The sequence below is a fragment of the Streptomyces sp. NPDC002884 genome, from assembly GCF_040295245.1.
Lineage (GTDB): Bacteria > Actinomycetota > Actinomycetes > Streptomycetales > Streptomycetaceae > Streptomyces.
In genome coordinates this window covers 367,817-391,816 of the sequence record NZ_JBEOVB010000005.1, presented here as the reverse complement: position 1 = coordinate 391,816, position 24,000 = coordinate 367,817, and the positions used below count along the sequence as shown (strand labels likewise).

Below are 24,000 nucleotides of genomic sequence, written 5' to 3'. Positions count from 1 at the left end.
GCGGTCGAACATCGGTCGTCGATACGGCCCCGCGCCCCTGGGTGGGTGCGGTGCGCCCCGCGCAATAGGGTGGGGGCGCACCGAACCGTCGTAGCGCACCCTGGGAGAACACGCATGGCACCCGGCCTTCCTACCGCCATGGACCGACCGCACTTCATCGGCATCGGTGGGGCGGGGATGTCGGGGATCGCGAAGATCCTGGCGCAGCGCGGCGCGAAGGTGGCCGGCAGCGACGCCAAGGAGTCCGGGACCGCGGCGGCGCTGCGGGCGCTCGGGGCGACCGTGCACATCGGCCATGCCGCCGACCACCTGGCCGACGACGCCAGCTGCGTCGTCGTGTCGTCGGCCATCCGCGCCGACAACCCCGAGCTGGCCCGCGCGGCCGAGCTGGGGATTCCGGTGGTCCACCGCTCGGACGCGCTCGCCCGGCTGATGGACGGGACGCGTCCGATCGCCGTCGCCGGCACCCACGGCAAGACGACCACCACGTCCATGCTGGCGGTGTCGCTGTCCGAGCTGGGACTCGACCCCTCGTACGCGATCGGCGGCGACCTGGACGCGCCCGGCTCCAACGCGCTGCACGGCGAGGGCGAGATCTTCGTCGCCGAGGCGGACGAGTCGGACCGCAGCTTCCACAAATACGCGCCCGAGGTCGCCATCGTCCTCAACGTCGAACTGGACCACCACGCGAACTACGCCTCCATGGACGAGATCTACGCGTCCTTCGAGACCTTCGCCCGGAAGATCGTGCCCGGCGGCACCCTGGTGATCACCGCCGACCACGAGGGCGCGCGGGAACTGACCCGCCGGGTCGGGGGCGTGCGGGTGGTGACGTACGGGGAGGCCGAGGACGCCGACGTGCGCGTGCTGTCCGTCGTCCCCCAGGGGCTGAAGAGCGAGGTGACCGTGCTGCTCGACGGGCAGCAGTTCACCTTCACGGTGTCCGTGCCCGGCCGCCACTACGCGCACAACGCCGTCGCCGCGCTGGCCGCGGGCGTCGCCCTGGGCGTCCCGGCCGCGGACCTGGCCCCCGCCCTGGCCGCGTACACGGGCGTCAAGCGCCGCCTCCAGCTCAAGGGCGAGGCGGCGGGCGTCCAGGTCATCGACTCCTACGCCCACCACCCGACGGAGATGACGGCCGACCTCGAGGCGATGCGCGCGGCGGTCGGCGACGCCCGCATCCTCGTCCTCTTCCAGCCGCACCTGTTCTCCAGGACCCAGGAACTCGGCCAGGAGATGGGCCGGTCCCTGGCCCTCGCGGACGCCTCCGTCGTCCTCGACATCTACCCCGCCCGCGAGGACCCGATCCCGGGCGTGACCAGCGAGCTGATCATCGACGCGGCCCGGGCGGCCGGCGCGGACGTGACCGCGGTGCATGACAAGGAACGGGCACCGGAGGTCGTGGCGGGAATGGCGAAGGCGGGTGATCTCGTTCTCACCATGGGCGCGGGTGACGTGACGGACCTGGGCCCGCGCATTCTGGACCGTCTTTCCCAGTAAAGGGGCTGAGGCTCATGTCGTACGACGTCGAAAAGCCGGACGAGCAGTGGCGGACGGAGCTGACCCCGGCCGAGTACGCCGTCCTGCGGCAGGCCGCCACCGAGCCCGCGTTCACCGGTGAGTACACCGACACCAAGGCCGAGGGGGTCTACTCCTGTCGCGCCTGCGGTGCCGAACTGTTCACCTCCGAGACCAAGTTCGACTCCCACTGCGGCTGGCCGTCCTTCTTCGACCCGAAGGACACCGACGCCGTGGAGCTGATCGAGGACCGCTCGCACGGGATGCTGCGCACCGAGGTGCGGTGCGCCCGGTGCGGTTCGCACCTCGGCCACGTGTTCGCGGGCGAGGGATACGGGACCCCGACCGACCAGCGGTACTGCATCAACAGCATCTCGCTGCGCATGACGGCCGACGGCGAGAGCTGACGGCACGGCCGACGGCGAGGGCACGGCCGTCGATAGGGCACGGCAGGCAGGGCGGGCTGACGGCAGGGCGGGGCGCGGTAGGCGGCGCCGGCCGACGGGGGCGGGGCCGGCAGCTCACAGCTGCTTGCGCTGTACGAGCGCCGAGAGCACCAGCATCCCGGGCAGCAGGGGCAGCCACACCGTCAGGACCCGGTACCCGATGACCGTCGCCGTGGCGAGGGGCAGCGGGGTGCCGTAGCCGGCCAGGGTGAGGACCAGGGCCGCGTCGACCGGGCCGATGCCGCCCGGTGCGGGGACGGCGCCGGCCGCGGTGCTCGCCGCCAGGAACGCGAACAGCAGTTGCGGCCAGGAGAGGGGCAGGCCCAGCGCCGTTCCCACCGAGGCCACCACGCTCGCCTGGATCAGCGGCGCCGCGACCGCCCCGCCCCACAGGGGGAGGAAGCGGGCGGGGCGGGTGTGCAGATGCCGGGCGTCGGTGAGGGCCGTGCGGACGAAGTCCAGGGCGGGGCGCCGCAGCGGCCGTACGAGGACGAGCAGCGCCCCGGTCGCCGCGGGGGCCAGCAGGAGACCCGCGGCGGCCAGCAGCAGCGTCCGCCCCTCCGGGAGGAGCCTGGCCGGAGGTATGGCGCTGGGCGCGGCAAGCAGGAAAACCAGCACAACGGGTGTCTTCGCCACGGCTCTGACCAGGGAGTACAGCGCGACCGAGGCGGTGGCGCGGGGCAGGGCGACGCCCTGGCGCTGCAGGAAGCGGACCGTGACCGCGTGGGCGCCGATGCTCGCGGGCAGTATGTGGTTCGCGGCGCCCGCGGCGATCTGGGAGGCCACCAGCAGACCCGGCGGCAGCCGGTCCGGAATCGCCCCCTGACGGACGCAGGCCGCGGCGACCGAGCCCAGGTAGGTGAGGAGGAGCCCGACCAGCAGCCACCAGGGGTCGGCCGTGGCCAGCAGGGCGGTGCCGTCGCGCACGGCGTGCCAGTCGACCGCCGCCCACACCGCGAGCAGCAGGATCGGGGACAGGACGACGGCCCGGCGGGTGGCGGTGGCGGCCAGCGGGCGGCGGCGGTCCTGCGCGAGCGGGGGCTGAGGCGGGGGTGGGGACGCGGGATCGTCGAGAGGCAGCAGGGACACGGCGCACGTCGTCCTTCCGCGTCGTGCCGCGCGCGGCGGCGCGACGGATCGGGCCTGGGGAGGGGACGGGGATGTCGTTCCCCTCCGGTGTGACGGTGCGGTGTCCGTGAGCCGACGGAGTGCGGGCCGAAGGGCGACCGCAGTGCGGTGAGACGGGGTGCCGTGCGGCTGGTGCCGTGAGGCGGGGGAAGCGCGGTGAGGCTGTGTGATTTCTGCCCGTACCCCCCGGGGTTCATCCCGCGCACGTCCCGAGGTTCACCGGCCCGCAGTACGGTCGGCCCCTCCCGCGCGATCCGGTCGCCCCCTCGGGGGGCAACGGAAAGTCGTTCCCACCGCGCCGAAAGAGCCGCGCGCTGCTGAGTTACTACGACACCGCGTTACTACGAAGCGGCGTTACTACGACACGGCGTTTACTACGACACCGCGTCACTACGACACGGCGTTACTACGACACCGTGTTACCGGTCCACGGCGGCCCGCGCGGTCGTGGCCGGTCCCCTCGGCAGCGTCATCGTGAACATCATGGCTCCCTCCGCGTCGCCGAGTTCCAGCGCGCCCCCGTGTGCCCGCACCAGGGACCGGGCGACCGACAGGCCGAGGCCGCTGCCGCCGCGGTCCCGGCTGCGGGCCTTGTCGACGCGGTAGAACCGGTCGAAGACGCGGTCGCGGTCGCCCGGCGGGATCCCGGGACCCTTGTCGGTGACGTGGACGCGTGCCGTGTCCGGCGAGACGGCGACCTCGACGCGGACCGCGGTACCGGGCGGGGTGTGCACGGCCGCGTTGGTGAGGAGGTTGTCCAGGACCTGGCGGATGCGGTGCGGGTCCATCCGCAGTGATACGGCGGCCGGGCCGGCGGACACCGTCAGCGGATGGCCGGGGTGGCTCGCGCGGAACGCGTCGGCGGCCTGCTCGACCAGCTCCACAAGGTCGGCGTTCTCCATCCGCAGGGGTGTCTCCACCTCGGCCGCGTCCAGGCGGGCGAGCAGCAGGAGATCGTCGAGGAGGAAGCCCATCCGGGCGGCCTCGGCCCGCAGCCGGGCCAGGTGCTTGTCCCGTTCCTCGGGCGCGTTGGCGGCCGCGTACTGGAAGAGGTCCGCGTAACCGCGTACCGACATCAGAGGCGTGCGCAGTTCGTGCGAGGCGTCGGCGACGAAGCGGCGCAGGCGTTGTTCGGCCTCCGCCCGCACGGCGAGGGAGTCGTCGATGTGCTGCAACATCGTGTTGAAGGCGGTGCGCAGCTCCTCGACCTCCGGACCGCCGCCGGGGGCGTCCGCGCGCAGGTGCAGCCGGGACGCCGACTCGGTCAGGTCGTGCGAGGCGATGCCGTGCGCGGTGTGCGCCATGTCGCTCAACGGTTTCAGACCGTGTTTCAGCATCCGCCGGCCGAACACCACGAGTGCCAGCAGGGCGAGGCCGAAAGCGACCACCTGCATGGTGATCAGCTGGCGTACCGTGCCGTCGATGTCCTCCGTCGGCGCGGCGCTGACCAGCACGACCCCGGGTGAGACCTCGCAGGCGCGCAGCAGATAGGTGCCCTCGCCGTCGATCCGTACCGTGCGGGTGACCTCGGCGTCGACGTCCTCCATCCGGCGGGCGAGGGCGGTGAGCGCCGTGGTGTCCGAGGGCACGTCGGCGGGCTTGCGCAGCACGGCCGAGCCCGCCGAGACGTCGTACACGGCCGTGTACCAGCCGTAGTACGGCTTGCGTTCCACGATGCCGTGCGCCTTGGCGTCCTTGGACTGCACGACCTGGACCAGCTTGATCTGGTCGCGCAGCTGATGATTCAGGTAGTCGCGCATGTACATGGTCAGCGTGGCGCCGACCACCGCGAACACGACGAGCGACAGCGCGCCCAGGCCGAGCGCCAGCCGGGTGCCGAGCCGCAGTCTGCGGTACGCGTACCGGAAGCGGCCTATCACTCGGCCGCCTGCCGGATCACGTACCCGAAACCGCGTACCGTCTGGATCAGCGGGTCGTCGCCCGTGGTGTCGAGCTTGCGGCGCAGTCGGCTGACGACCAGTTCGACGACGTTGGAACGGCCGCCGAAACCGTATTCCCACACATGGTCGAGGATCTGCGCCTTGGTGAGCACGGTCGGCGACTTCCGCATCAGATAGCGCAGCACCTCGTACTCGGTGGGTGTCAGCGTCAGCAGTTTTCCGCCGCGCCGGACCTCCCGGGTGTCCTCGTCCATGGTGAGATCGGCGACCCGCAGCACGGAGCGCTGGACGCCGGGACCGGCGCTGCGCCGCAGCACGGTCCGCAGCCGGGCCATCAGCTCCTCCACGGCAAACGGTTTCACCAGATAGTCGTCCCCGCCCCGGGTCAGCCCCGCGACCCGGTCGGCGACCCCGTCGCGCGCCGTCAGGAACACCACCGGCACCATCGTCCCCGTGTGCCGCAGCCGGTCCAGGACGCCGAAGCCGTCGATGTCGGGCAGCATCAGGTCGAGCACCACGATGTCGGGATGGAAGTCGGCGGCACGGCGCAGCGCCTCCGCACCCGAGTTGGCGGTGACCGCGTCCCAGCCCTCGTAGCGGGCGACCGTCGCCACGAGATCGGCGATCGGCGGGTCGTCGTCCACGACGAGGAGTCGTACTTTTTCCACCCGCCCATAGTGCGCCACACGCCCCGCAGCGCCAGACCCGCGTCTCACGTGCGCGCGAATCGATAAGATCTTGAAAGTTGCACGACAGGAAAACGACAGCGAAGCACGGACAAGCTCTGTGTTCTGAGGACCCGATCTAGGAGTTTCCGTCCGTGACGACCGTCCAATCGCCTCCCGTACCCCCCACGGCGATACGTCCCAAAGTAGTGGCCCGCACCGGCCTGTACGCCGTGCTCGCCGCGAACGCGGCCGTCGTGACCCTCTTCGCCGTCCAGGCGGGCTTCGCCTCCAACGCGCTCGTCGTGATCGGCCGCTTCGCCGGCCTGTACAGCGCCCTGCTGATGGCGTTCCAACTGCTGCTGGTGGCCCGGCTGCCCTGGCTCGACTGCCGCATCGGCATGGACCGGCTGACCAACTGGCATCGCTGGACCGGTTTCAGCCTGTTGTGGACGCTGGTCGGCCATGTGGTGTTCATCACCTTCGGCTACGCCGACTCCTCGTCGATGAACCCGGTGAGCCAGCTCGTCGACCTCGCCGAGACCGTCGAGGGCGTGCTGCGCGCCGCCGTCGCGCTGGTGCTGATCCTGGTCGTCGGCGGCGCCTCCGGCCGCTGGGCCCGACGGCGCCTCGCCTACGAGACCTGGCACTTCATCCACCTGTACACGTACGTCGCCGTGGTGCTGGCCTTCACGCACCAGGTCGCGGTCGGTACGACCTTCACCGCGTCGTCCGCCGCCACGGCGTACTGGTACGCCGTGTGGGGCGTCGCCCTCGGCTCGGTGTTCCTGGGCCGGCTGGTGCTGCCGCTGTGGCGGAACTGGCGTCACCAGCTGCGCGTCGAGGCCGTCGTCCCCGAGGCCGACAACGTCGTAAGCGTTTACATCACCGGCCGTGACCTGGACCGGCTGCCCGCCCGGGCCGGCCAGTTCTTCCTGTGGCGGTTCCTGACCAAGGACCGCTGGTGGCAGGCGAACCCCTTCTCCCTCTCGGCCGCGCCCGACGGCACCCGGCTGCGCCTCACCGCGAAGGCGGCCGGCGACGGCTCCGCCGGACTGCGCCACATCGAGCCCGGCACCCGCGTCTTCGCCGAGGGCCCCTACGGAGCCTTCACCGCCATGCACCGCACCCGGCCCGAGGCACTGCTCATCGCCGGCGGCGTCGGCGTCACCCCGATCAGGGCGCTCCTCGAGGAGATCCACGGGCACGCGGTGGTCATCTACCGGGTGGCGGGGGAGCGGGACGCCGTGCTCTACGACGAGCTGCGCGAACTCGCCCTGACCAAGGGCGCCGAGCTGCACCTGGTCACCGGACCCCCGGTGCCGGACCGGCTGGCGCCGCGTGAACTCGCCGCGCTCGTACCGGACATCGCGGAGCGGGACGTCTTCTTGTGCGGGCCGCCGCCGATGATGAACGCGGTCCTCGGCACCCTGCGCGAGCTCGACGTGCCCAAGCCGCAGATCCACTTCGAGCGCTTCAGCCTGGCGGGTTGAGGCGGGTTGTGAGAGATACGAGGAAAGCATCGTGAAGCGAGTAATACCTGTCCTGGTCCTGTCCGTGGCGGGTCTGATCCCGGTCTGGCGCTACGTGCCGTCGACCGGTACGACCTCCGCCACCGAGGCCGCCTCGACGCCGTCAGTGTCCTCTTCCACGTCCTCCTCGGGCTCCTCGGGATCGACCACCTTCACCGGTTCGACCGTGGCCACGGAGAAGGGCGACGTCCAGGTCCGGATCACCTTCGAGGGCGACAAGATCACGGCTGTGGAGATGGTGAAGCAGCCGAACCATCCGCAGACGACCGCGGCGGTGCCGAAGCTGATTGCGGAAACGCTTACCGCGCAGAGTGCGGACATCGATACGGTTTCCGGCGCGACCATCACGAGTGACGGTTACAAGGAGTCGCTCCAGGCCGCGATCGACGCCGAGGCGGCCGCCGCCTCCGCGTCCCCCTCGGCCTCGGCTTCGGAAGCCGCCTCGGCGTCGCAGACGGTGGCGGGTTCGACCGTGGCCACGGAGAAGGGCGACGTCCAGGTCCAGGTCACCTTCGAGGGCGACAAGATCACGGCTGTGGAGATGCTGAAGCAGCCGAATCACCCGCAGACGACCGCGGCGGTGCCGAAGCTGATTGCGGAAACGCTTACCGCACAGAGTGCGGACATCGATACGGTTTCCGGCGCGACCATCACGAGTGACGGTTACAAGGAGTCGCTCCAGGCAGCGATCGACGCGAAGGGCGCCTGACGTGCACCGCGTCAAACACGTCATGGGGTTCCCGGTCTCGCTGCGGGTCGACGACACCGTCGTTCCCGACGAGACGGGGGACGCCGTGTTCGCGTGGCTGCGCGAGGTCGACGCACGGTTCAGCCCGTTCAAGGCCGACAGCGAGGTCTCCCGGTACGGCCGGGGCGAGCTGTCGGCCGACGAGCTGAGCACCGACCTCGTGGAGGTGCTCGACCTCTGCGAGCGGTACCGGGTGGCCACCGGCGGCGCCTTCGACGTCCGGCTGCCCGGCCGCGCCCTGGACCCCTGTGCGGTGGTCAAGGGCTGGTCCGTGCAGCGGGCGGCGGAGCTGCTGACCGGGGCCGGGCTCAGCAGGTTCTGCCTCAACGCGGGGGGCGACGTGGTCGTCTCCGGCGGACCCTGGCGGGTCGGCGTACGGCATCCCGAGATCGCCGACCGGCTGTGCACCGTCCTGGACCTCACCGACGGGGCCGTAGCGACCTCCGCCCGCTACGAGCGCGGCGACCACATCCTCGACGGCCGCACGGGCCGTCCGGCGACCGGCCTCGACAGCCTCACCGTCGTGGCCCCGACCCTGACCGAGGCGGACACCGTCGCCACGGCTGCCTTCGCCATGGGCGTGGACGGTGTCGAGTGGGCGGCCGCGCGGGACGGCTGCGAGGTGTACGCCGTACTGCCCGGCGGACGCGTGCTGCGCACCGGCGGCTTCCCGACGGCGGAGGCGGCGGCCGCGTGAGCGTCGAGGCGGCGGCGCTGGGAGCGGCGCTGTGGCTGCTCGGCTGGGGTGCGACCGTTCTCGCCTGGACGTCGGGGCGGGGACGCCGGCCGCAGACGCGTCGTCCACGCCGCTGTCGCTGACCGGGTCGCTCCGGTTGCAGCTCAGCTTCGACGACAGCTCGCTCTGAAGCGGTTTCACAACGTTTCAGGGCATGCGGAAGGCGGGCCGCCGGTGGAACCGGCGGCCCGCCTCTCGCGTTTCTGCGTTTCCGTTGTTCCGTGTTTCCGTTGTTCTCAGCCGACGTCCGACGCGTCCAGGCGGTAGAGACCGCTGTAGTCGGACACGGCTGTTCCGTTCGCCTTGACCCAGGTGGAGATCTCGGAGTTCGAGGAGCCCTGGCCGCCGTCGCTGACGACGATGTAGTGCAGCTTGCCCGCCTTCACGAGACTCTTCAGCTTGGCCAGCGTCATCGCGTTGTCGCTGCCGGACCAGCCGCCCATCGAGATGACCGGCTCACCGGACTCCAGAATGATCGAGGAGGCCGTCTGGTCGGTGGCCACCGCGACCAGCCAGTCGGCACCGTCCTGGTTCTTCTTCAGATACGTGATCATCGCGGACGACACCTGGGTACCGCCGCCCATGCCCCCGCCGGTGCGACCGTCGGCGCTGCCGGACTCCGCCGTACCCGACTCCGCCGTACCCGACTCCGCCGTACCCGACTCCGCCGTACCCGACTCCGTCGAGCCGCCGTCGTCCGTGGAGTCGGCGCTGTTCGACGGGGGTTGGCCCGTTTCCTGGCCGCCGCCCGAACCGCTCGGCGCATCACCGGAGTTGGTTCCCGGCCCGCCGCCGGCCCCGCTGGGCCGCTGGCCGCCGCCACCGCCCATGCCCCCCATACCGCCGGTGCTCGGCCCGGCCGTCGGGTTGGTGCCGTTGGTGCTGGAGGTCGCGGCCGAGGCCGAGTAGGCGGCCGGACCGGCGAGCAGCGCCACGACCGCAGCCAGCGCCGCGACGACCGTCAGCCGCTGTCGCTTCGTGAACCGGCCGACCAGCAGCCCGATCACCGACGCGGCCCCCGCCGCACCGGCCACGACCTCGGCGACCGTGTACAGCGTTCCGGAGCCGGAGACCCGCTGGAGCAGGACGACCGCCCACACCGAGCTCGCCGCCACCGCCGCCGGCAGCACCCACCCCCACTTCGCCGCGGAGCCGTTGCGGAAAGCGTTGTGGAGCATGACGCCGCCCGCGCCGGCCAGGGCCGCGATGCCGGGCGCCATGGCGGTGACGTAGTACGGGTGGAAGGTTCCCTCGGCGAGCGCGAAGGTCAGGTAGTGCAGGACGAACCAGCCGCCCCACAGCATCAGCGCGGCACGCCTGGCGTCCGTACGGGGCGCCCGGCCGCGCAGGACGAGACCCGCCACCAGCGCGATCGCCGCGAAGGGGATCAGCCAGGAGATCTGGCCGCCCATGGTGTCGTTGAACATCCGGTACAGGCCCGCCTCGCCGCCGAAGCTGGCGCCGTTGCCCTGCGAGCCCACCGAGGAACTCGCACCGAAGATACGGCCGAAACCGTTGTAGCCGATGACGAGGTCCCAGACCGTGTTGTCCGTCGAGCCGCCGATGTACGGGCGGGACGAGGCCGGGATCAGATCGACGACCACCATCCACCAGGCACTGGAGACGATCAGTGCGACGGTGCCGACGGCAAGGTTGCGTAGGCGCTTGCCCAATGAGGCGTTCGCGGCCCACAGATACACCAGGAAGAACGCGGGCAGGACCACGTACGCCTGCATCATCTTCGTGTTGAACGCGAAACCGATGGCGACGCCCGACCACACCAGGGGCATCAGCCGGCCGGTACGCACGGACTTCAGCAGCGCGGCCGCGCCCAGCAGCATCAGGAAGACGAGGATCGGGTCGGGGTTGGTGTCCCGGGTGATGGCGACCGTGATCGGGGTGAGCGTCAGCGCCAGCGCGGAGATCGTCGCCGCCACCGCGCCGAAGTCCCGCTTGACGAGCCGGTACAGAAGCGCGACGGAACCGGTTCCCACGGCGACCATCGGCAGCATCAACTGCCAGGTGCCGTATCCGAAGGCGCGGGCGGACAGGCCCATCACCCACAGGGCGAACGGCGGTTTGTCGACGGTGATGAAGCTGCCGGCGTCCAGCGCGCCGAAGAAGAACGCCTTCCAGCTCTTGGTGCCGCTGTAGACGGCCGCGTCGTAGAAGGTGTTGCCGGTGATCGAGGAGAGGTTCCAGGCGTAGAGGGCCGTGGCCAGGACGAGGATCGCCCAGAGGGCCGGGCGGGCCCATCGCGGGTCCTCCGGTGCGCCGGTGAACAGACGCCTGGCGCGGGAGGCGAGTCCGCCGTCACCGGGCGGGGCCGCCCGGTGACGGGTGCCGTCCTGCCGGACGGGCGCGGGCGGCGGGGCGAGAGTCGTCATGACGCGTACTCCAGGTGGGTGTTCGCCCCGGTGGGCAGGACGGCGGAGGTGGTCGTGCGCGCCGCCGGCACCTGCGAGGTGCTCGTGCGGCGGGGTACGGCGGGGACGCGGGTGCGGCCGGTGCGGGTGGAACGGGTGGAGCGGGGCATCCGGCGCGTGCCCTTGAGGCCGTCGACGGCCGTGCGGGCGATGTCGACCCTGCTGTCGGGGGCGTCGGTCCGGTCGACGGGCACCTCGTGGACGCGGAGTCCGTTGCGCCGGGCCAGGACCAGCAGTTCGGCGTCGAGGAACCGGGCGGTGTCCTCGATGTGCGGGGCGAGCGCACGGAAGACGTCGGCGCGGACGGCCGCGAAGTCCCACCGCGCGTCGGAGCCGGGGGTCCCCCCGCTCGAAGGAAGCCGAGAGTGGGGGAGGGCGCCGGGAACGGCCCTGAGCCGGAGGCCGACGGAGCGGGAGACGAACTCCCGCCCGGAGCCCCGGATCGCGGACGCCCGGTGGTGCGGCCGGCTGCCGACGGCGAGGTCGCTATGGCCGGACAGCAGCGGGGCGACCAGGGGGAGGAACGCCGCCAGGCCCGTCGACAGGTTCACGTCCATGGAGGCGAGGACATCTGCGCCGGAGCGGTTCCACACGTGTTTCAGGGCGCTGCCCCGGCCCTTCTCCTCCAGGCGCAGGGCATGCACGTGCGGGAGACGGAGCGTCAGGTCGCTCGCCGCGGACCAGGTGGCGTCCGTCCCGGAGCTGTCCGCGATCGTGACGCGGAACGGGAACGGGAAGGACTCTTCGAGGTATGCGTGGAGACGGCCGATGCTGTCGGCGAGGACGTGCGCCTCGTTGTACACCGGCACCACGATCTCGACCGACCGCTGCCGGACGCCTCCCGCGTTCGTTTCGTTCATGGCCATGACGATCGGGGCCATGTCTGGGGGATCCCTGAGCCGGTCCTGAGGGAAGAGTGAGAATCAGCGGACCCACAGGTCGCGCACAGGGGAAACCCCTTTCACCCAGGGGCGGATGACGTGATCCGCGCAGGGGCATGAGCCCGACGAGCGAGGTCTTCCCGATCGGGGACGACCGGCGACCTCGACGTCCCGGCCGGGGAACGCGACGGCCTGGCCGGGGAACGGGCGTCCCGACCAGGGAACGGGACGGCCGGCCCGACGGCATGGACCCGGCAGGACCGGAGTCGTGGCGCACAACGGCCCGGGGATCGCGGGCCGTCCGCCGGTCGGCGCCCGGTGCCCGCCGGGCCTGGTGAGCGTGCGCGATGGTGACGTCGTCGCTCTGGACGAGATCCTGCCTTCCCGGCGGAAATCGCTTCAGTACGCGCTTGCTCGTAACGACCCGCCGCCGGGATCTGGCCGCCCGGCCGGACGGTCGAGAGACCCCGTCACCACATCTTCGGCCGCCTGGACGGCATCGAGGCGAGCGCGCGGTACGCGCAGGGGGCCGCCGCCGGACTGCTGATCTGGTAAGCGGTCTAGACTCTCCCCGCAACGGCCCGAACTCGTATCGAGAGCGGGCAGAAATGGCCAGACCCGAAGGGTATTCGGCGCTTTGATACGGATAGATTCAGTCACCAAGCGATACCCGGACGGCACGGTGGCGGTCGACCGGCTCTCCCTCGACATACCGGACCGTTCGATCACCGTCCTCGTCGGCCCCTCGGGCTGCGGCAAGACGACCACTCTGCGGATGATCAACCGGATGGTCGAGCCCAGCGAGGGCACGATTCTCATCGACGGCGTCGACAGCCGTCAGCAGCCGGTCAACACCCTGCGCCGGTCCATGGGTTACGTCATCCAGAACGCCGGACTCTTCCAGCACCGGACGATCGTCGACAACATCGCCACCGTGCCCCGGATGCTCGGCTGGAGCAAGGACAAGGCCCGCGCGCGGGCGCGGGAGCTGATGGAACGGGTGGGGCTCGACGCCTCGTTCGCCAAGCGGTACCCCTACCAGCTCTCCGGCGGCCAGCAGCAGCGCGTCGGCGTGGCCCGCGCGCTCGCCGCCGATCCGCCGGTGCTGCTGATGGACGAGCCGTTCTCCGCCGTCGACCCCGTCGTCCGCAAGGGTCTGCAGGACGAACTGCTGCGGATCCAGGCCGAGTTGGGCAAGACCATCGTCTTCGTCACGCATGACATCGACGAGGCCGTCAAGCTCGGCACGATGGTCGCGGTGCTGCGCACCGGCGGCCGGCTCGCCCAGTTCGCGCCGCCGGCCGAGCTGCTGTCCGACCCCGCCGACGCGTTCGTCGAGGACTTCCTCGGCGCCGACCGGGGAATCCGGCGCCTGTCGTTCTTCTCCTCCGCCGGCCTGGAACTGCTCACCACCCCGATCGTCGCGATCGACTCCACGGCCGAGCAGATCGCCGCACGCGCCGCGAGCGACGCCCCCTTTCTTCTCGTCACCGGCCTGGACGGCCGCCCGCTCGGCTGGAGCGAGCCCGGCGCGCTGACCGCCGGACGGATCGACGCCGGCCGACTGCTGCCGTACGGACGGCCGTTCGTCGCCGGGCAGGACTCGCTGCGCGCCGCCCTGGACTGCGCGGTCCTGTCGCCCACCGGCTGGGCGGTCGCCGTGGACGCCGAGGGCCGGGCCGCCGGAGTCGTCTCCCAGGCGGCCATCGGCGAGGCCATCCGCGGCGCCCACGCGGCAGGCCGTGAGGAGCGGCCGCCCCTCGAGGAGACGGCCCGGAAGGTCATCCGGTGAACCGCTTCTTCGACATCCCCAGCGACCTGCAGCACGACTGGTTCGGCCTCATCGGGCTGCATCTGCGCGAGGCCCTGCTGCCGGTGCTGGGCGGGCTGCTGCTCGCGCTCCCGCTGGCCCAGTTGTGCGTGCGGCTGCGCTGGCTGTACCCGCCCGTGCTGTGGGTGACGACCGTGCTCTACGCCATCCCGTCCCTGGCCTTCTTCGTCGTCCTCATCGACTACACGGGGCAGACCGAGCTGACGGTGATGATCCCGCTCACCGTCTACAGCCTGGTCGTGCTCGTGCCGGCCATCGTCGACGGCGTCCGCTCGGTCCCGCAGGAGACCCTCGCCGCGGCGACCGCCATGGGCTTCGGGCCCGTACGCCGTTACGTCCAGGTCCAGTTGCCGATCGCGGTGCCCGCCATCATCGCCGGCCTTCGGGTCGCCACCGTGTCCAGCATCAGCCTCGTCAGCGTCGGCATGCTGATCGGCAACCAGGGCGCGCTCGGCAACCTGCTGCACGACGCGCAGATCTACAACCGGCCGGAACTCGCCTGGAACTCCGTGATCACCAGCGCCGCTCTGGCGGTGCTCGCGGACGCGTTGCTGGTCGTCGCGCGCATCCTGCTCACCCCGTGGATGCCGAGCGGCGCGCGCGGTGGAAAGACCAAGCCCGCCGGGGCCCGGCCCGATCCGGCCGTGCCCGCCCTGGAGGACGCAGCCCGGTGAACGTCATCAATTTCGTCAGCGCCTTCTTCAGCGACAGCGCGCACTGGCACGGTTACGACGGAATTCCCACCCGCTTGTGGGAACACGTCCAGTACTCCCTGGAAGCACTTGCCATCGCCGCCGTCATCGGGCTGCCGATCGGTCTGGTGACCGGTCACTACGGACGCGGCGGAAACGTCCTTTCCCTGGTTGCCACCGCCGGCCGGGCGCTGCCCACCTTCGGCCTGCTGGTGGTGACGACCATCGTCCTCGGGTTCGGCATGCTGCCGGTGATGATCCCGCTGGTCGTCCTCGCCGTACCGCCGATCCTGGTCACCACCTACGAGGCGGTGCGCTCCGTCGATCCGTCCCCCGTGGACGCCGCGCGGGGCATGGGCATGGGCGAGACCGGCGTCCTGCTGCGCGTCGAACTGCCCGTCGCGCTCCCGCTGATCTTCGGCGGTCTGCGTTCGGCGGCCATCCAGATCGTCTCCACGGCCACCATCGCCGCGTACGTCAGCCTCGGCGGCCTCGGCCGCTACATCGTCGACGGTCTCTACCAGCACGACTACGAGAAGGTGGTGGGCGGCGCCACCCTCGTCGCCGGCATGGCACTCGCGACGCTCGCGGTGTTCTGGGCGGCGGCGAAGGTGACGGTCTCACCGGGGGTGCGCCGGAGCAACTAGGGCCGGTCCTGGCCCCCGGGCAAGGGCCGTACGGCGATCGCGTCCACTTCGAAGAGCATGCCCGGCAGGGCGAGCGAGGCGACCCCGCTCAGGGTCTGCGCGGGCAGCCGTTCGCCGAAACGGGAATGCAGGGCCTTGCCCAGGATCTCGAGCCTGCCGGGGTCGTGGTCGACGATGAACGTGCCCAACCGCACGACGTGCCGCAGCCCGAGGCCCACTCCGGCGAGCGCCGCCTCGAGACGGTCGAAGGCCAGCCCCACCTGAGTGGCGAAGTCGCCGGGCACCGGGGCGCCCGACGCGTCCGAGGCGTACTGACCCGCGAGGAAGACCGGTTCGCCGGGCGCCGACACGGCATGGCTGTACCCGAAGGGCGTGGGGTCGTGCAGGGCCGGCGGGTTGGTGATCGTACGGCCGTCGTGGCCGAGGTCGGTGAGGTGGCTCTCGCGGTGGCTCATGACGGAGCAACTGCGGTGCGGGGGAAAGTCATTCCCCCGCACCGCGGTTCCGGTCCGGCTGTCACGGCCTTGCCGTTTCCGACTGTCCGGCCGTTTCTGATCGTTTCTGACTGTTTCAGTGGTTCCGGCAGTCCGGTGCGCCGTCAGCCGCCCGAACGCGCCAGCGCCTGTTCCAGTACGACCAGCAGGGCGTCGCGTACCGAACCGCGCTCGCGGGCGTCGAACACGAGCAGCGGGATGCCTTCGGACACGTCGAGGGCCCAGCGGACCTCGTCCAGCGTGTGCGCGATCTGGCCGTCGAAAGCGTTTACGGCAACGGCGAACGGGATCTGCTTGTGCTCGAAGTAGTCGACCGCCGCGTAACAGTCGTCGAGACGGCGGGTGTCCACGATGACGAGCCCGCCGACCGCGCCCTCCACGATGTCGTCCCACATGAACCCGAACCGCTCCTGCCCGGGCGTGCCGAACAGATACAGCTTGAGCGTCGGGTCGATGGTGATGCAGCCGAAGTCCATCGCGACCGTGGTGGTGGTCTTGCGCGGGGTGTGGCTGAGGTCGTCCACACCCGCCGCGACCTCGGTGATGGCCGCCTCGGTGGTCAGCGGCTCGATCTCGGAGATCGAGCCGACGGCGGTGGTCTTGCCCACGCCGAAGCCGCCCGCGATCACCAGTTTCACCGGCAGCGGCGGCCGTACGGCGGCCTGGCCGGCCGAGGTGCGGACCAGCGGTTCAGTCGGTGTCACGGAGTACCCCCCGGGAGTCGGGGATGGCCCGTAGGCCATCGATAACCCTGCGCAGAACGGATGCGTCGTGGGTGACGCCGGAGTCGGGCACGTGCACCGACAACTGCCCCGCCGTCCGGAGGTCCTCGGCGAGGACCCGCACCACGTTCAGGTGCAGCCGCAGCCTGGCCGCGATCTCCGCGATGGACTGCGGGACGCGGCAGGAGGCGACGATGTCGTGCTGTTCGAAGGAGAGCCGGTCGAGCGCGTCGAGCCCGCCGGTGGTGGCCACCAGCTGAGTCTCCACGGGCATCGTCCGGCCCGACGACGCCTCGCCCGCGCCGCCCGCCACCCGGCCGGCGGTGACCAGGAAGGGCCGGACGGCGGGTGCGGGGCCGACGGGGGCGACGCCGTCCTCGCCGGCCTCGCGCGGTGTGCGGCCGTCCGCCATCGGTGTTCGCTCTCTCTACGGTGGCACGCGCTCAGCGCGTACGCGTGGCGCCGACGCTGTTCTTCAGTTCCAGGACGAGCTGCGGGCTGAGCGCCGTGCCGGCGCGATTGGCGAACACCGTCATCTCGTAGGCGATGTTGCCCAGCTTGGCCTCCTTGTCGGTGACGACGCCGAGCACGGCGCCGCTGCCGATCGCGGAGACCAGGACGTGGCCGCCCTCCAGGTCGATGATGACCTTGTTCAGGCCGCCCAGGCCGTAGTTGCCGGAGGCGCCCGCGGCCAGGCTGGTGATGCCCGAGACGATCGCGGCCAGCCGTTCGGAGTCCGCGTGCTCGCGCAGCTCCGACACCGCGATCAGCAGTCCGTCGGAGGACACCGCGATGGCGTCCACGACCCCCGCGGTCTCGGTGGCGAAGCGGTTGAGCAGCCAGGTGAAGTCGGCTGCGGCGGCCCGCAGGTCGGTCGGCTTGGCGTCTCCGGCGGGAGTCTCACCTGTCGACGTGCTCACTGCTCGGCTCCTTCCGGAAGGTGGTTCTGGTGGTGCGTGGTGTCCCGGGCGGTGATCGGGTCGGTGATCGGTTCGTTCCGGTCGGACGCGTCGGACGGCTCTGTCCATTCGGTCCGGTCGGGCGAAACGCCGGGACGGTGGTCGTGCCGGCGGTCGTGCCGGCGGTCGATCGGGTCTTCGGTTGCGGGGGTGGGGCGGGTCTCGGCGGGGCGAGGGTGTTCGCCGGTGTCCCGGTGCGCGCGGGCCACGGCCGCCTCGAACTCGTCCAGCGAATCACGTACGGCGTCCGCGTCGGCGGGGCGCGGGGCCTGCCGTGCGGCCTGCTGGGCGGCGGCGTCGGCGGTCGTCCGCAGCGTCGCCCCGCGCACCCGCCGTCGCAGCGGACGGGAGCCGTCGGGACCCACGGCGAAGGGGTCGACCCCGGCCCGGTCGGGCGTGGCGAGGGGGCCGGCGGTCCCGGCGGAGCGGTCGAGCGCGGGCGGTTCGGCGCCACGGTCCTCGGCGACCCGCTCCGTCCTGTGGACGAAGTCGCCGGGGCCGCTCCCGGGGCCGGACGGGTGGGTGTGCGGCGCGGGCTCCGTCGTACGGGCGGCGGGCCGGGACTCGGCCGCGTGGCCGTGCGACGACTGCGCCGTGCCGGCGGGGGTCGTGCTCCGCGCCGTACGGGCGTGGTCCCCGGATTCGTCCTCGGCGTGGGCGTGGAGCGTCGCTTCGGCCGTGCGGGGCGCCGGGATCCCGACGCCGGCCGGGTAGGCGCGGGCCGCGGAACCCGCCGTGGGGGCGGCACTTCCCGGCTCGGCCTCCGCCGGGGCCGGAGCCTCGGTCCGCGCCGTGCGGGCGGAGACACCGGTTTCGACGGAACGGTCGGAGGAAGCGGTTACCGCCGCATGGCCGGAGGAAGAGGAACCGGTACCGGCAGTAAGGCTGGAGGAACCGGTTTCCGCCGTACGGGGCGAGATATCGCTTTCATCGCTTTCATCGCTTTCATCGATTTCAGCGGTCTCGGCGGCGGCGCCCGTCACCGTGGAGGCGGTGTCGCGCGTCGGGTCGTCGGCGCCGGCCGGCGCGGTGAGCGGGACCTCGGCCTCTCGTTCGGCCGGGGACGGATCGCGGCGGGGGACCCGGCGCGGGAGTGCGGTCGGATCGTCCTCGTTCGTGGCCCAGGAGGGGACGGCGGACGGGACCGAGGACGAAGGCGACGGGCCGGCCGCGGGGGCCGACGGCGCGGCGAGCGCCGTCGCGGCCCGGGACGCGGGTGTGCCGGTGGAGGCGGGCCTGCCCACCGGGCCCAGCTCGCTCGTCGTAAGGAGCAGCGTCGAGGGGATCATCACCTCGGCCGTCACGCCACCGCCCGGGGTGCGGGACAGGGTGACGTCGACGTCCCAGCGGCGGGCCAGCGCACCGACCACGAACAGGCCGAGCACCTTCGTCGGGACGACGTCGAGGCGTTCACGGCGCACGAGGCGCGAGTTCTCCTCGGCGAGGCGCTCGGCGCTCATGCCCAGACCGTGGTCGGCGACGGTGATCGAGGCGGCGTCGTCGTCGGAACCGACCACCACCTCGACGGGGCTGCCCTCGGGGGAGAACGACACGGCGTTCTCCAGGAGTTCGGCGATCATCAGCGTCAGGTCGCCGATGATGTCGGGCTCCACCAGGGCCTCGCTCGCGGCACGCAGCTGAACCCGCTGGAAGCCCTCGATCTGGCCCAGCGCGGCGCGTACGACGTTGGTGAGCTCGGTCGGCCCGGAGTCCAGGACGGTCTCGCGGATGCCGGCCAGCAGCATCAGGCTGTCGGCGTTGCGGCGCAGGCGGACCGCGATGTGGTCGATGGAGTAGAGGCGTTCGAGCAGCGCCGGGTCGGTCTCGCCGCGCTCCACCGCGTCGATCAACGCAAGCTGACGGGTCGTCAGGTTGCTGACGCGGCGGCCGACGTTGCCGAACATCTCGGCGACGTTGCGGCGGCTGAGCACCTGGCGTTCCAGCAGTGCGGCCGCGGTGGTCTGCACGTTGTTGAAGGCCTCGGCGAGTTCACCGATCTCGTCGTCCGCGGTGACCGGCAGCTCACGCAGCCGCGGAGGGCCGGACTCCTCGGCGTCGTCGTCGGCGACGCGGGCGAGCTCGCGGCCCGCGACGTCGGCCACCTCCTGGGCGGCTCCCGTCAGTGCCAGCACCGGGCGGACCACGGAGCGGCGCACCAGGATGGAGAAGGCGATCCACAGGGCGAAGCAGAGCAGCGCCAGGTTCAGCAGCAGGCCCGCGCGCCACTGGGCGCTGGAAGCGGTGTCGTCGGCCCGGTCGGCGATCTGGTCGATGAGCGACGCGGTGATCTTCAGCCGGGTCCGGGCCTGTGCGCTGTAGTCGGGGTACGAGGCGATGGCCGCCCGGAACGCCGCACGGATCTCGGCCTTGGACTCGGCCTGCAACGCGCTGGGGTCCACGGCCAGTTCGGCGTAGTGCTGGCCGATCGAAGCCTGCGAGGTGTTGTGCTCGATACCGCCGAACTCTTCGGTCTGCGTTTCGTTGGCGAACCGCTCGAACCGCTCGGCCTGGTAGGTGAACAGCTCGTAGGAGCCGACCGCGCCGGTGAACTCGATGAGCGCGTTGCTGTCGCCGGTACGGGCGGAGAACACGCCGGTCTCGAAGGCGCCGTGCGCGGCGTCGGCGCGCAGCAGCGAGTCGAGGAGGTTGCCGGTGAAGGTCGTCGCGAGGTCGGCGTTGCGGTCCAGGCCGAGGCCGTCGATGAGGCCGTCGGCCGCCCCCGAGTACGCCGGGTCGATGTTGTCGGCGGGCAGATAGCCCTGCTCGATGGTGGCCCGCAGGCCCGCCAGGCCCTGGACCTCCTTCAGGGCCTGCACCTCGGTGTCCGGGAGCCGGCCGCCGAAGGCGTCGACCACCTTCTGCACCTGCGCGTCCACGGCGGCCTGCGCCTGCCGGTAGCCGTCGGTGGAGGGCGTGCCGCCGTCGAAGGACGCCTCGTGCCGCACGGAGAGCAGGATCGCCTGCTGGTGTTCGTCCTGCAGCTCGGCGACGAGCTGGGCGACCTGGGCGCTGTCACGCACCAGTTGGGCGGCGTCCTCGGCGCGGTTGGACTCCTGCACCAGGTCGACGATGAGGTACGTCAGCAGCAGCGCGATCACCGTCAGCGGGATACCGACGAGTACGTTCAGCTTGCGCTGGAAGGGCCACCGGTCGGCGAAACCCCGCAGTCCGCGGCGCGCGGACGCGGGTGCCGAGGATGCCGACCGGGCGGACGCGTCCACCTCTTTCGTGGACACCGGGCCTCCTTCAAAGGGGTATTGCAGCGTGCGAGCAGGGTTTGCGTGCATGCCGATTCTCTGCACGCACATGTCCGGAATTGAATGATACGGAAGCGGCCCCCGCACACCGCCGTGACCGACGCCGACTGCTGTGGCGGAGGTCAACTCCGGCGAGACTATCCCCTATTCGAACGGTCGAGCGCGTCGCCCTACGTCAAGAATCCATTACGAAGAGGTGTACACGGGCCTTTCGGGGGCCTCCCCGGGGGTACACAGGTGATCTCCCGATCCGTGCGCAAGCGATCACGGATCGAAGCCAATCGGTAACCCGGCTCCTCTTGACTGATCAAGAAGCTGGTGGATTGGATCAGGCCAGAGTGTTTGAGTTCTCATCAACCCCCCAGCCCGGAACGGGAACCGTGACTACCAACGCCCACAGCAGCAGGTCCTTGAGGAACCACCCAGGTGCGGCAGCCGTCGCCCTCGCGGCGGTGACGGTCCTGCTGGCGGGATGCTCCTCCTCGTCCGACGACTCTTCCGACCCGCTCGCCGGCGACAAGGCGGCCGGTGACACCGTGGTCGTCGGCTCCAACAACTTCGCCGAGAGCATCCTGATCGCCGACATCTACGGCGAGGCCCTCAAGGCCAAGGGCATCAAGGTGTCCTACAAGCCCAACATCGGCAGCCGTGAGACCACGTACGGCCTGCTCAAGAACGGTTCCATCACCGTCCTGCCGGAGTACAACGGCTCGCTGCTGGCCTACCTCGACGCGAAGGCCGAGCAGACCACGCTCGCGAAGGTGAACGCCGACGCGAAGGCCAAGCTCGACTCCAAGCTGACGCTGCTGGAGTCGTCGCCGGCCGAGGACAAGGACTCCGTCACGGTCAACGCGGCGACCGCCAAGAAGTACAACCTCACCGCCACGTCCACGCTCGCCGACCTCAAGGACATCGCGCCGGAGCTGGTCCTCGGCGGTTCGCCCGAGTTCCAGACCCGCCAGCAGGGCATCCTCGGCCTGGAGTCGGTGTACGGGCTGAAGTTCAAGTCCTTCAAGGCCCTCGACGCGGGCGGCCCGCTGACCCAGGCCGCGCTGAAGAAGAACACCGTGCAGGCGGCGGACATCTTCACCACGGACCCGACCATCACCCAGGAGAAGTTCGTCGTCCTCCAGGACCCGGAGAACCTCTTCGGATTCGCGAACGTGACCCCGCTGGTCTACAAGAGCGGGCTCTCCCAGGAGGGCATCGACGCGCTCAACGCCGTCTCCGCCAAGCTCGACACCAAGACCCTCCTCGACCTGGACTCCCAGGTGCAGCTGGAGAGCAAGGACCCGCTGGACGTCGCCAAGGCCTGGCTGAAGTCGGCCGGTCTCGGCTGAGGTTCCACCGGATCACGTGAACCGTTGGAAACAACAGCAAACGGACCGACCCGGGTTTCCCCGCAGCGCGGGGAGACCCGGACCGTCCTGAACGGAACCACCCTCACCGTCGGCGCGCTGATCGCGCTCGTCGACGGTGAGGCTGTTCCCACGGTGGACCCCGAGGCCCGTGAACGGGCCGGACTCTCCTGGCGCGCCGCGCAGCGACTCGCCGCCGCCGGACGGCTCTACGGCCGCGGCACCGGCGTCGGCGCACAGCGCTCGGTGCCGGTCGATGAGGGCGACGAGGCCGCGCACGGCCTGCGCCTGCTGCGCAGCCACGCGGGCGGAGCGGGCGTCCTGCTCCCCGCCCGTCAGGTCCGCGCCATGCTCGCGGTACGGGCCAACCAGCTCCTCGCCGGCGGCTCCGGCATCCAGCCCGCCCTCATCGACGCCCTCGTCGACGCTCTCCGTCTCGGCGTCCACCCGGCAGTCAACGAGTACGGCGGTGTCGGCACCGGTGACTTGACGGCGCTGGCCCAGACCGGCCTGACGCTGATCGGCGAACGGCCCTGGCTGAGCGTGGAGTCGGCCGGGCCGAGGGAAGCCCCCGGGCCGGACGGCGAGACGGCCGAACGCAGGGAGAAGGCCGACTCGGCCGGCCGGGTGGAGAAGGCCCCACAGGGTGACGAGTCCGGCAACTCGGTGACGAACCTTGCGCAGGGCGGCCCGTCGCTCGCGGGAACGGAACCCGCACCGGGCGGGGCGCCGGTCGTGGGCTTGGAACGCGCTCCGGGTGGTGCGTCGGCCCGTCCGGCGAAGGCGCCGCCGTCGCAGGCCGTGTCGGGCGGACCGTCGAACGAGCCCGAGCCCGAGCCCGAGCCGGAAGCCGATAGGGCCGGCCCGTACCAGAGGGCCGGGTCCGCTGCCGACGCGGCGGCCGAGGGAGAGCCCGTTACCGCTGCTCGGCACGTCGCCGCCCCCGCCGTCCGGCTCGTCACCCTCCCCGGACCCGCCACCGGGACCGTCTACGTCCCCCTCTCCGCCCCCGCTCGCGTGACGGCCGCCGCCCCCGCGGCCCACTCCACCGGACTGCCGGCCCCGGTCGTCCTTCAGCCCGGTGACGCGCTGGCGCTGCTCAGCAGCAATGCCCTCGCGCTGGGGCAGGCCGCGCTCGCGCAACGCGACCTCGACGTGTTGCTGCGGGCCACGCACGCCGTCGCCGCCCTCTCGCTCGCCGCGGTGTCCGGCTCGCCGGAGGCGTACGCCGCGCCCGTGCACGCCCTGCGGCCGTATCCCGGCGCGGCCCGCGCGGCCGGTGAGGTGCGGCGGCTGCTCGGACTGCCCGACCGGCCGCGGCGCCGCCAGAGCCGGCGTATCCAGGACCCCTTCGGGTTCCGCGCCTTCCCGCAGGCGCACGGCTGCGCCCTGGACGCTTCCGAGCGACTGCGCGATGTCATCGAGGTGGAGGTCAACTGCCCGTCGGAGAACCCCCTCATGGATGCCGACGGCACCACGGCCTACCACCACGGTGGCTTCTTCGCCGCGCCCCTGGGCCTCGCCCTGGACGGCGCGAACCTCGCCCTGCTGCAGACCGCGCAGCTCTCCGCCGCTCGTCTGGCGGCGCTCGGCGACCCCGGCCTCACCGGCCTGCCCGCGTTCCTCGGCGGCGGACCCGCGAGCAGCTCGGGCACGATGATCCTGGAGTACAGCACCAACTCCGCGCTGGCGGAACTGCGTTCGGGAGCGACACCCGCCTCGGCGGGCCATGCCGTCCTGTCGCGAGGTCTGGAGGAGGCCGCCAGCTTCGCCGGACAGGCCGCCCGCCAGACCTCGCGGGCAACGGACGCCTACACCACCGTCCTCGCATGTGAACTCGTCGCGGCAGTAAGGGCGTTGCGCATGCTCCCGGCCCAGGCGCAGTCGCTGCGGCCGCCGGTCGAGGTCTTCGCCGCGGCGACGGCCGTTCTTCCTGCGGGCACCGAGGACCGTCCGCTGACCGGCGACGTGACGGCCGCGGCCGAACTGCTGCCGGTCCTGGCCGGGTTGTGAGCCGGCCGTCTGTGGAGGCGGCTTCGCCGAGGAGCCCCGCTCAGTA

Annotated in this window: 19 protein-coding genes and 1 pseudogene; 10 read left to right on the top strand and 10 right to left on the bottom strand. The window is 71.6% G+C overall.

Annotation, left to right across the window (positions count from 1 at the left end):
* Window positions 1–114: 114 nt before the first annotated feature.
* Together murC and msrB are read left to right on the top strand one after the other, a co-directional pair.
* Entirely contained in the window at window positions 115–1,500 is a 1,386-nt protein-coding gene (gene murC, locus ABT070_RS14060) for a UDP-N-acetylmuramate--L-alanine ligase (protein ID WP_351759304.1), read from the top strand.
* A gap of 14 nt (window positions 1,501–1,514) precedes the next feature.
* A complete protein-coding gene (gene msrB, locus ABT070_RS14055; RefSeq protein WP_351759301.1) occupies window positions 1,515–1,925 on the top strand; it encodes a peptide-methionine (R)-S-oxide reductase MsrB in 411 nt (136 codons plus the stop codon).
* Between the two features lie 114 nt (window positions 1,926–2,039).
* Here the strand turns inward: msrB and ABT070_RS14050 are convergent, their stop codons facing one another.
* The 3 genes from ABT070_RS14050 to ABT070_RS14040 form a co-directional block, all read right to left on the bottom strand.
* Window positions 2,040–3,053: a lysylphosphatidylglycerol synthase transmembrane domain-containing protein gene (locus ABT070_RS14050; protein ID WP_351759299.1), complete on the bottom strand. Its 1,014-nt coding sequence runs from the start codon at window positions 3,051–3,053 to the stop codon at window positions 2,040–2,042.
* A gap of 458 nt (window positions 3,054–3,511) precedes the next feature.
* A complete protein-coding gene (locus ABT070_RS14045; protein WP_351759296.1) occupies window positions 3,512–4,972 on the bottom strand; it encodes a sensor histidine kinase in 1,461 nt (486 codons plus the stop codon).
* Entirely contained in the window at window positions 4,969–5,661 is a 693-nt protein-coding gene (locus tag ABT070_RS14040; RefSeq protein ID WP_351759294.1) for a response regulator transcription factor, read from the bottom strand. The genes ABT070_RS14045 and ABT070_RS14040 overlap by 4 nt, the downstream gene beginning before the upstream one ends.
* Before the next feature lie 152 nt (window positions 5,662–5,813).
* On the opposite strand from ABT070_RS14040, the gene ABT070_RS14035 reads away from it, so the two are divergent.
* From ABT070_RS14035 to ABT070_RS14025, 3 genes are read left to right on the top strand one after another with little or no spacing between them, the layout of a single operon-like run.
* Window positions 5,814–7,151, top strand: coding sequence for a ferredoxin reductase family protein (locus tag ABT070_RS14035; RefSeq protein ID WP_351759291.1), 1,338 nt, complete (start codon window positions 5,814–5,816; stop codon window positions 7,149–7,151).
* 31 nt (window positions 7,152–7,182) lie between these two features.
* Window positions 7,183–7,899 (top strand): FMN-binding protein, encoded by a 717-nt coding sequence (locus ABT070_RS14030; protein ID WP_351759288.1) that lies wholly within the window; start codon window positions 7,183–7,185, stop codon window positions 7,897–7,899.
* 22 nt (window positions 7,900–7,921) lie between these two features.
* A complete protein-coding gene (locus ABT070_RS14025; protein ID WP_351759649.1) occupies window positions 7,922–8,635 on the top strand; it encodes an FAD:protein FMN transferase in 714 nt (237 codons plus the stop codon).
* A gap of 275 nt (window positions 8,636–8,910) precedes the next feature.
* Here ABT070_RS14025 and ABT070_RS14020 read toward each other — a convergent pair whose 3' ends face one another.
* Both ABT070_RS14020 and ABT070_RS14015 read right to left on the bottom strand, forming a co-directional pair.
* Window positions 8,911–11,061: an ArnT family glycosyltransferase gene (locus tag ABT070_RS14020; RefSeq protein WP_351759285.1), complete on the bottom strand. Its 2,151-nt coding sequence runs from the start codon at window positions 11,059–11,061 to the stop codon at window positions 8,911–8,913.
* Window positions 11,058–11,960 (bottom strand): glycosyltransferase, encoded by a 903-nt coding sequence (locus ABT070_RS14015; protein ID WP_351759282.1) that lies wholly within the window; start codon window positions 11,958–11,960, stop codon window positions 11,058–11,060. The genes ABT070_RS14020 and ABT070_RS14015 overlap by 4 nt, the downstream gene beginning before the upstream one ends.
* A 658-nt stretch (window positions 11,961–12,618) precedes the next feature.
* Here ABT070_RS14015 and ABT070_RS14010 point away from each other — a divergent pair.
* The 3 genes from ABT070_RS14010 to ABT070_RS14000 are packed head-to-tail and all read left to right on the top strand — an operon-like array spanning window position 12,619 to window position 15,151.
* Window positions 12,619–13,773 carry an ABC transporter ATP-binding protein gene (locus tag ABT070_RS14010; RefSeq protein WP_351759279.1) on the top strand — a complete coding sequence of 385 codons (1,155 nt, stop codon included), beginning with the start codon at window positions 12,619–12,621 and terminating at the stop codon, window positions 13,771–13,773.
* Window positions 13,770–14,486: an ABC transporter permease gene (locus ABT070_RS14005; RefSeq protein ID WP_351759276.1), complete on the top strand. Its 717-nt coding sequence runs from the start codon at window positions 13,770–13,772 to the stop codon at window positions 14,484–14,486. The genes ABT070_RS14010 and ABT070_RS14005 overlap by 4 nt, the downstream gene beginning before the upstream one ends.
* Window positions 14,483–15,151: an ABC transporter permease gene (locus ABT070_RS14000; RefSeq protein WP_351759273.1), complete on the top strand. Its 669-nt coding sequence runs from the start codon at window positions 14,483–14,485 to the stop codon at window positions 15,149–15,151. The genes ABT070_RS14005 and ABT070_RS14000 overlap by 4 nt, the downstream gene beginning before the upstream one ends.
* Here the strand turns inward: ABT070_RS14000 and ABT070_RS13995 are convergent.
* From ABT070_RS13995 to ABT070_RS13975, 5 genes and pseudogenes are all read right to left on the bottom strand, one after another.
* Window positions 15,148–15,606 (bottom strand): RidA family protein, encoded by a 459-nt coding sequence (locus tag ABT070_RS13995; protein ID WP_351759271.1) that lies wholly within the window; start codon window positions 15,604–15,606, stop codon window positions 15,148–15,150. The two genes, ABT070_RS14000 and ABT070_RS13995, sit on opposite strands and share 4 nt — an antisense overlap.
* 143 nt (window positions 15,607–15,749) lie before the next feature.
* On the bottom strand, window positions 15,750–16,349 hold the full coding sequence (locus tag ABT070_RS13990) for a GTP-binding protein (RefSeq protein ID WP_351759268.1): 600 nt from the start codon (window positions 16,347–16,349) through the stop codon (window positions 15,750–15,752).
* Window positions 16,336–16,779: a DUF742 domain-containing protein gene (locus tag ABT070_RS13985; RefSeq protein ID WP_351759266.1), complete on the bottom strand. Its 444-nt coding sequence runs from the start codon at window positions 16,777–16,779 to the stop codon at window positions 16,336–16,338. Before ABT070_RS13985 ends, ABT070_RS13990 begins: the two co-directional genes overlap by 14 nt.
* A gap of 31 nt (window positions 16,780–16,810) precedes the next feature.
* Window positions 16,811–17,287: a roadblock/LC7 domain-containing protein gene (locus ABT070_RS13980; RefSeq protein WP_020125273.1), complete on the bottom strand. Its 477-nt coding sequence runs from the start codon at window positions 17,285–17,287 to the stop codon at window positions 16,811–16,813.
* 1,058 nt (window positions 17,288–18,345) lie between these two features.
* Window positions 18,346–20,562, bottom strand: a pseudogene (locus ABT070_RS13975) (sensor histidine kinase); the annotation flags it as partial.
* 401 nt (window positions 20,563–20,963) lie between these two features.
* Here ABT070_RS13975 and ABT070_RS13970 point away from each other — a divergent pair.
* Together ABT070_RS13970 and ABT070_RS13965 are read left to right on the top strand one after the other, a co-directional pair.
* Window positions 20,964–21,923 (top strand): ABC transporter substrate-binding protein, encoded by a 960-nt coding sequence (locus ABT070_RS13970; RefSeq protein WP_351759259.1) that lies wholly within the window; start codon window positions 20,964–20,966, stop codon window positions 21,921–21,923.
* A 24-nt stretch (window positions 21,924–21,947) separates the two neighbouring features.
* Window positions 21,948–23,954 (top strand): aromatic amino acid lyase, encoded by a 2,007-nt coding sequence (locus ABT070_RS13965; RefSeq protein WP_351759256.1) that lies wholly within the window; start codon window positions 21,948–21,950, stop codon window positions 23,952–23,954.
* Window positions 23,955–24,000: the final 46 nt, after the last annotated feature.

Coding starts and splice junctions, on each gene's coding strand:
- murC (WP_351759304.1), top strand. CDS start 115: ATGGCACCCGGCCTTCCTACCGCCATGGACCGACCGCACTTCATCGGC.
- msrB (WP_351759301.1), top strand. CDS start 1,515: ATGTCGTACGACGTCGAAAAGCCGGACGAGCAGTGGCGGACGGAGCTG.
- ABT070_RS14025 (WP_351759649.1), top strand. CDS start 7,922: ATGGGGTTCCCGGTCTCGCTGCGGGTCGACGACACCGTCGTTCCCGAC.
- ABT070_RS14020 (WP_351759285.1), bottom strand. CDS start 11,061: ATGACGACTCTCGCCCCGCCGCCCGCGCCCGTCCGGCAGGACGGCACC.
- ABT070_RS14015 (WP_351759282.1), bottom strand. CDS start 11,960: ATGAACGAAACGAACGCGGGAGGCGTCCGGCAGCGGTCGGTCGAGATC.
- ABT070_RS13995 (WP_351759271.1), bottom strand. CDS start 15,606: ATGAGCCACCGCGAGAGCCACCTCACCGACCTCGGCCACGACGGCCGT.
- ABT070_RS13985 (WP_351759266.1), bottom strand. CDS start 16,779: ATGGCGGACGGCCGCACACCGCGCGAGGCCGGCGAGGACGGCGTCGCC.